Origin of the sequence: Microcystis sp. M109S1, from assembly GCF_020247025.1 — a bacterium.
Taxonomy (GTDB): Bacteria; Cyanobacteriota; Cyanobacteriia; order Cyanobacteriales; family Microcystaceae; genus Microcystis.
Window position 1 is genome coordinate 1 of the sequence record NZ_JADBRW010000140.1, and the last position, 7,755, is coordinate 7,755.

The following is a 7,755-nucleotide window of genomic DNA, read 5'->3' on the forward strand; positions in this document are numbered from 1 at the left end:
GTGGTCAATTACCTAATTTTCAGGGAAAAAGTCCCTGAATTTTCCCCCCAATCACTCCAAGGGTCGGCACTTTTTGAGGGAAAAAAAGTCTAAAAACCTTGTTGGATAAGGTTTTTAGATTTATTCAGCAAACCCTAACTACTGCTTAAGCGTTGTACCGTCTCTCCCGACAATAATCGATGAGTTTCGGCGAGAAGATAGGGAATTTGATCAGCGTGGGGACTAGCGGCTAAACAGGCAGTTAAATCGAGTTTTTCCACCTCTTTTGCCTGTTGACCGGGGAACCAGTGACCCCCATTCCCCAAGAGATTGTATCGGGCCTTGGCAAAGTCAATCATATCGTAGGCGATAGCGAGATTGCGTAACCAGAGGATAGAACGAATATTGATGTGATTGGGGGTATTTTCCCAGCTAGGTAAACCCACAGACCAAGTTTTCACCCAATTATCGCCTAAACAGTTGATCATTTCCCCTTGCAATCTCTCGATAATGGGCGGTAAAATCTCCTCGGCTCGATCGAGTAAGGGTAAAGTTTTCAGGTGTTCATCAAAATCTCTGGCTCGCGCAGCACCGATACTAAGGGTATGGACGGTCGGATGACTGAGACAGAATAGGTTATTAAAAACCATCGGACTGAGAGGAAAACAGAGAGCAACGAGCTTAGGGGGAGGATTGTAGAGATGGCCGCCCTTATCGGAGGGACTAATGATAAAAACCCCCATATCGTGCTGTTTTGCCGCTTCTATGGCCGGCCAGTTATTCTGAAAAATATAGTACCAGTGCAAATTGAGGTAATCGTAACAATTTGTTGCAATAGTCTTGACAATCACATCAGTTGGTGCATGGGTCGAGAAACCGATAAAACGAACTTTTCCCTGTTCCTGTAATTTTTTCGCCTCTTGCCAACAACCGCCCTCGGCCATAGTGTCATCGAGAATTTCCTCGGTGTTGATGCCATGGATGCCCAACAAATCCACATAATCTAACCGTAAAAATTGCCTGGATTGCTCAAATTTACGGCGAAATTCCCGCACATCTTGACTAGGAGAAACTTTCGTCTGCACGATAATCTTGTCCCTCGGTAGTTGCGGCAAAATTTTGCCTAATTGCATCTCCGAAGTGCCGTAACCCCTAGCGGTTTCGATGTGATTAATCCCCACTTCCAGAGATTTATTGATGATTGCCTCTAAATTGCCTTGATTCTCGTCGGGAATTTGCGACATCGGCACATCCTGCCACTGAAATTGATAGCGCATTCCCCCACAGGAAAACACCGGCATTTGTAGATTAGTGCGACCGAAACGACGATACTGCATATATTCAGTTATCAGTTATTAGTGGGAAGTGAGGAGACCACTTCGTGCGCGTTGCGGGGGGAGAAGGGAGAGGGGTGATGGGGTTTTAGGGTTTTAGGGTTTTGGGGTATTAGTTGAAACTTCCCTATTTCCCCATTCTCCCATTCCCCCATTCCCTATCCCCTGTTCCCCGTTCCCTAAATTTAATCGGATAAAGTGAGAATTTCGACACCGGTTTCGGTGACGGCGATGGTGTGTTCAAATTGGGCCGAAAGTTTACCATCTTTAGTAATAGCAGTCCAACCGTCTTTTAAGACAATATGTTGCCAGGTTCCCTCATTAATCATTGGTTCAATGGTGAATACCATGCCGGGGCGAATTTTTTTGCCCTTGCCACGAGTGCCGTAGTGGGGAACCTGCGGACCGGTGTGAAAAACATTACTGATACCATGACCGACAAAATCTCTAACCACCGAAAATCCTTGTCCTTCGGCATATTCTTGGATAGCCGCCCCGATATCGCCGATTTTACCCCCCGGCTGCACTGCATCTATGCCTCTTTGCAGACATTCTCTGGTAACTTCCACTAACTTTTTGGCCAGGGGGGAGGGAGTACCAACAAAGAAAGTCTGCGAGGTATCGCCGTGATAACCTTCTAAAATCGGGGTGACATCGATGTTAATAATATCGCCCTCTTTAAGGATTTGATTGGCGCTGGGGATGCCGTGACAGATAACCTCGTTAATGCTAGTACAGATGGACTTAGGAAAGCCGTGGTATCCTAGGGGCGCACTTTTGGCTCCATGGGCGCAGGTCCAACGTTCTGCCTCGTCATTGATTTCTAGGGTACTTACCCCCGGTTTAACCATATCGGCCAGATGGTCTAACAGTTTAGCCGCTAATCGTCCGGCTCGACGCATTTTTTCAATTTCCCGGGGAGAGAGTAAGGTGATGGTATCGTTGCCCATGAATTATCCGACTGTTGAGAAAGATTCTTGTTACATTTCTTATCCTAGCAAAATCGGGCAGCGTTATTGTTTAGGGGGGGAGACTTTTCAGTTATCAGTAAACAGTAAACAGTAATCAGTGGCTCTTCTGGTTTATGTGTGGAAACGAGGTCTATACTGATAAAATATCCGCAAAATAGCCCTAAAAGTCTTGCCCGATAAGCATTTCACGATTCCATAAGCAAAAATTATCACACAAAGTCGAGAAGAGCCAATCAGTGAACTGAAAACTCACATATGATAACTGATAACTGATAACTGATAACTGATCACTGATAACTGATAACTGATAACTGATAACTGATAACTGATCACTGATAGCTGTCTCCTATCTCCTGACAAGACAAATTAACCGAATCTACCGGCTACATAATCGCGAGTTTGTTGATTAACTGCATCGGTGAAAATTTTCTGGGTGGCATCACATTCCACCAAATGACCGACGCGGCTTTCATCGGTATTAAAAAAGGCCGTGCGATCGGATACCCTAGAGGCCTGTTGCATATTATGGGTGACAATGACGATCGTGTATTGTTCCTTCAATTCATGGATTAATTCCTCGACTTTGAGGGTAGAAAGGGGGTCTAAAGCAGAACAAGGTTCATCCATTAATAATACTTTTGGTTTTACCGCCAAAGCGCGAGCAATACACAATCTTTGTTGTTGTCCTCCCGATAATCCTAAAGCGGATTTATTCAACAGCTCTTGAACTTCATTCCAAAGAGCAGCTCCTTTTAAAGCTGATTCCACAATCTCATCTAATTCACTGCGACTAGCGGAACGATAAATTCTAATACCGTAGGCTATATTATCGTAAATACTAGCGGGAAAAGGGTTAGGGCGCTGAAACACCATACCCACCTGTCGCCGTAAGGTATGAAGGTTAACTTTGGGGGCGTAGATATCCTGGCCAAAAAACCTAACTTTGCCCTTAACTGTCACTTGCCCCTCTAATTCCCCGATGCGATTGAGAGCTTTTAAGAGAGTAGATTTACCACAACCAGAGGGGCCGATCATGGCGGTTACTTGCCTTTGCGGGATTTGTAAAGAAACCCCTTCCAGGGCTTTTTTGCTACCGTAGAAAAAGCTAAGATTTTCGACTTCGATCGCCGAATTAGCTAGAGAAGTAGGAGTGTTCATGATAGAGGAATCGATCATCAGAAAAGTGCTTAATTTGAGCGTTTACGAGTGACAAAACGGGAGAGAAGGCTAGTAATTAAAACTAAGATAATTAGGACTAAAGAAGCTGTCCAAGCTAGGGAATTTTGTTCAGGAAAGGGGGAACTAGCGTAGTTATAAATCAACACCGTTAAAGCCGGTGTGGGCGACCAAAGACTTTCTTGCCAAAATTGACTAAATAAAGCCGTAAACATTAAGGGGGCGGTTTCTCCAGCGGCCCGGGCCACCGCTAATAATATCCCGGTCATAATCGGTGCGATCGCTGCTGGCAGGACAATGCGAAATACCGTATCGAAACGGGAACCCCCCAAAGCGGAGGAACCGAGACGGTAGGACATGGGTATTAGTTTTAGGGACTCTTCCGTGGTTAAAGCGACGATGGGCAACATAATCACCCCCAAAGCAAAGGCCCCCGCTACGGCGGAAAATTGTTTGGTAGTTAAGACCAAAACCCCGAAGGAAAACACCCCGACGATGACGGAAGGGGTACTACTCAACACCACGATCGCAAAGCGCAGAATACCGCCAATTTTGGAACCCCGAGCGAATTCCGAGAGGAAAACCCCGGTGAGAATCCCCAGAGGTATGCTGCCTAAAGCCGCTAAACCGACCATGGTTAAAGTCCCCACGATTGCATTGGCAAAACCGTTGGGAACACTGGGATCGGAGCCAACTGGGGCGGGTAAAGAGGTGAAAACTTGCCAATTGAATCCGGGTAAACCTTCTTTGACAATTTGAAAGAGAATAGCGAATAAAGGCAGAATGGCGATGGCACTAAGAGCGATCGCTAAACCCGTGAGACCGTTGGTAAAAAAATGTCGCCACGGTGACAGGGGTTGCTGTAAATCTTCTTCGGGAAAAGCTCCTTGAGTCATAAATTAACGATTGCGGTTGATAAATTGTACTAATAAAGCCGCTACACTATTGACGGCTAAGGTAATAAAAAATAGAGTCAAAGCTAGATACATCAAGGCTCCGATGTGGATTTTTTCAAAAGCTTCTGGGAAGGTATTAGCTAGTACAGCAGGAATAGTATAACCAGGGGCCAAGAGGGAGGGACTAATAATCGAGGAGTTACCGATTACCATGGCCACCGCCATAGTTTCCCCTAAAGCGCGCCCTAAACCGAGGATAATCGCCCCGATAATGCCAGAACTGGCCGCCGGCAACAACACGCGCCAGATGGTTTCCCAACGAGTCGCCCCTAGGGCCATGGAGGCGCTGCGTAATTCGGGGGGGACGGTAAGCAACACATCGCGACTGATAGCGGAAATAGTCGGCACGATCATGATGGCCAGGATCACACCGGCGATCAGCATACTTGGTCCCAACGGTTGGGTATTAAACAAAGGGAACCAAGCAAAATTTTGAAATAACCATTCTTGCAGAGGTTTCAGCACGGGAATTAGTACGAAAATCCCCCATAAACCAATAATTACACTGGGAATCGAGGCAATTAATTCCACTAGAAAACCGATGGGATAACGGACGCTTGCCGGCAAATAATTCTCGCTCGTGGTTAAAGCAACGGCGACACTGAGGGGAATAGCTAATAAAAGAGCTAGAATCGAGGAAACGATCGAACCGAAAATAAAAGGTAAACCACCAAATTTGAGGACGTTAACATCCCAAGTGGTTCCCCAGAGAAATCCCCAACCGAATTCATTGATCGCCGGCCGCGCATCCTGAAAAACAATCCAGGCCATCCAGAGCAGAAAGATTAAACCAGAGGCGGCACAAATCCAGACTAAGATTGTAAAAATGCGATCAAATAAACCCGCAGTACCGGGGCTTTCGTTAAGATTGGCCGCCGAGAGATCAAAAGACTCGACCGATTCAGAAAAATTAGCCATAAGGTAGAGAGCGATTAGCAGTTATCAGTTGTTTAAAACGCAACTGTAGGGGCTGAACATTGTTCAGCCCAGAGAAAAGAAATACTTGCAGTTAAGTGGGTGGGTGGAATTAAATATAAGATGAACGTAGGTTGGGTTGAAGCATGAAACCCAACGCCCGCATGGGTTACGAAGTGCGCTAACCCATCCTACAAATAATTGTGCCTCCCTACTTATTAGTTATGAGGTTAACCGGTAACTTTTTTCCATCTTACTGGAAAGCGGTGACAATCAAGCCTAAACTAATACAAAAGTATTTATTTAATTTTGTTAACTTCGGCTAAAACTTTTTGAGTCACCGATTGGGGAATCCGAGTAAATTCCAATTGATTGTTAATACCTTGACCGGTGGTGAGAATCCAAGTCAACAGTCTTTTAATTTCCGCCGCTTTTTTGTTATCAGCGTAGTCTCTCGGTACTAATAACCAAGTAATCCCGACGATCGGATAGCCATTGCTCGGATCATCTACATTAGCGGTAAAATCAGCGTTAAATTTCACCCCTTCCATAGCTTTGTTAGCTTCGGCGAGACTCGGTTCGACAAATTGACCGGCTTTATTTTGAACTTTGGCAGTTCTCATGGTTGCCCCTTCATTTTTGCGGGCAAAGGTATCTTGAACGTAACCGATCGAGCCTTCTGTTTGTTTAACCAGGGCCGCCACACCATCATTTTTCGGTCCCTTGAGAACGGTAAAACCCCAGTTAGGTTCTTTGCTGGTTCCCACTTTACTTTTGAAAGAAGGACTAATAGCACTCAGGTGGGAAGTAAAAATCTCCGTAGTACCGCTACCATCAGCCCTAACCACCACTTTAATGGGTTGGTTGGGCAGTTTCGGATCCACCTGTCTCCAGTTAGTGATCTCGCCACTGAAGATTTTACCGAGGTTAGCCCGGGAAATTTGCAGGTTATTTACCCCGGGCAGATTATACACCACGGCGACGGCTCCTCCGGCGGTGGGAACTAGCAGTAAACCGTTTTTCATCTGGCCTTTTTCCGAGGAGGAAGGAGCGGCATCGGAAGCCCCAAAATCGACGGTTCCGGCGATAAATTGCCGGACACCAGCACCGCTACCGACGGAATTATAGTTAACGGTGACACCAGTGGCGTTTTTATAGTCGGCAAAATAACGCTGGTATAGGGGCGCGGGAAAGGAGGCTCCCGCACCGTTCAGGGTTTGGGCGAAAGCTTCTCCCATCGTCCCTGCTAAGGCCGCTGCCGTGGCGAAGGAGACAGCACACACACGAGTTAGGGTAGCAGTTGAGAATATCATAAATTTTCTGGTTGAAGAATCCTGCACAATTGGGAAAGTTGAACTTTCTTCAAAATATAGTTTAAGGCATAAATATTACTTTTAAATCTAGAAATATTGGGGATTTTTTTGGTTAAGATTGGGTAAAATTTTGGTTAAGTTTAATTTAAAAAGTTCACAGCTTTTGGCAATAATTTAGATCGATCAAGACCAAAATCCATTGTATCTATTCAAGGATGAAATCTTAATTTAAACCATCTGTTGGGGAGAAATTGCCCGGACAAAGCTTTTTATCTAGGGCAGGCTGAATAAATCTAAAAACCTTCAAAAAGTGCCGATCCTGGAAGTGATCTTGGGGAAATTTAGGCACTTTTTCCCTGAACATTAGGTAATTGACCACGGCTCGACTGAGCTTCGCCGAACGTCCGAACGTCCTGAAAATGGGTAAAACCCCACACCCCACACCCCACACCCCACACCCTGCCCCCACGAAAAACTTTTTGCCGCAAACCCTAATTAGGGTTGATCAAGCTTTTTGCCGGTGATTTGGCTAATATATAAGCTAAACGGCTTTTACTTCGGATCACCGATATAGACTCCAAAAGGGTTATAGCTATTGGATCATGCAGGTTAAGCGCCGTTTAGCTTACCTGTTGGCTAATCTTTACTCCTGATCTGGGGATTGTCCGAAAAGATGCTCTACGATTTGCTTAACTTCTGTACGGATACCGGTGACTTCGTTGCGGAAAAACTGCCGATCGCTCTCAGCTTGAGTGATAAATTGATTTAAGCGCTCGTTGGTTTGTTCAAGACTCCCTGCTATTGTCCTAACCTCACGGGTTAGCTGTGCTATATCTTCTCGATTCTGTTGCGTGAGGACAACGGTAGCCTGTAGTATGCTCTCGATCCGTTCTAATCTTTCATCCGTCATGGGTGACAATCCCTTGAGAGCTTTTTATCGGTTCCTCTACTTAGAGCTTGCTGAATAAATCTAAAAACCTTGTTGGGTAAGACTTTTAGACCTTTTGGAACTTAAAAAGTACTGGATATGGCAGTGATCGGGGGGAAATTTAGGCACTTTTTCCCTGAAAATTAGGTAATTGGCCACCTCAAAACTGGTAAAACCCCACAC

At 45.5% G+C, this 7,755-nt stretch carries 7 protein-coding genes; all 7 read right to left on the bottom strand.

What is annotated here, in order from left to right:
• Positions 1–134: 134 nt before the first annotated feature.
• Positions 135–1,316 (bottom strand): aldo/keto reductase, encoded by a 1,182-nt coding sequence (locus IM322_RS06565; RefSeq protein ID WP_287675598.1) that lies wholly within the window; start codon positions 1,314–1,316, stop codon positions 135–137.
• A 182-nt stretch (positions 1,317–1,498) separates the two neighbouring features.
• Entirely contained in the window at positions 1,499–2,263 is a 765-nt protein-coding gene (gene map / locus IM322_RS06570) for a type I methionyl aminopeptidase (RefSeq protein WP_287675599.1), read from the bottom strand.
• 387 nt (positions 2,264–2,650) lie between these two features.
• A complete protein-coding gene (gene pstB, locus IM322_RS06575; RefSeq protein WP_287674368.1) occupies positions 2,651–3,460 on the bottom strand; it encodes a phosphate ABC transporter ATP-binding protein PstB in 810 nt (269 codons plus the stop codon).
• A gap of 11 nt (positions 3,461–3,471) precedes the next feature.
• Positions 3,472–4,356 (bottom strand): phosphate ABC transporter permease PstA, encoded by an 885-nt coding sequence (gene pstA / locus IM322_RS06580; protein WP_287674365.1) that lies wholly within the window; start codon positions 4,354–4,356, stop codon positions 3,472–3,474.
• 3 nt (positions 4,357–4,359) lie between these two features.
• Positions 4,360–5,334, bottom strand: a complete 975-nt coding sequence (gene pstC / locus IM322_RS06585) for a phosphate ABC transporter permease subunit PstC (protein ID WP_286824268.1) — start codon at positions 5,332–5,334, stop codon at positions 4,360–4,362.
• A 296-nt stretch (positions 5,335–5,630) separates the two neighbouring features.
• On the bottom strand, positions 5,631–6,644 hold the full coding sequence (gene pstS, locus IM322_RS06590; RefSeq protein ID WP_287674361.1) for a phosphate ABC transporter substrate-binding protein PstS: 1,014 nt from the start codon (positions 6,642–6,644) through the stop codon (positions 5,631–5,633).
• Positions 6,645–7,287: 643 nt separating this feature from the next.
• Positions 7,288–7,554: a hypothetical protein gene (locus IM322_RS06600; RefSeq protein ID WP_287674359.1), complete on the bottom strand. Its 267-nt coding sequence runs from the start codon at positions 7,552–7,554 to the stop codon at positions 7,288–7,290.
• Positions 7,555–7,755 lie beyond the last annotated feature (201 nt).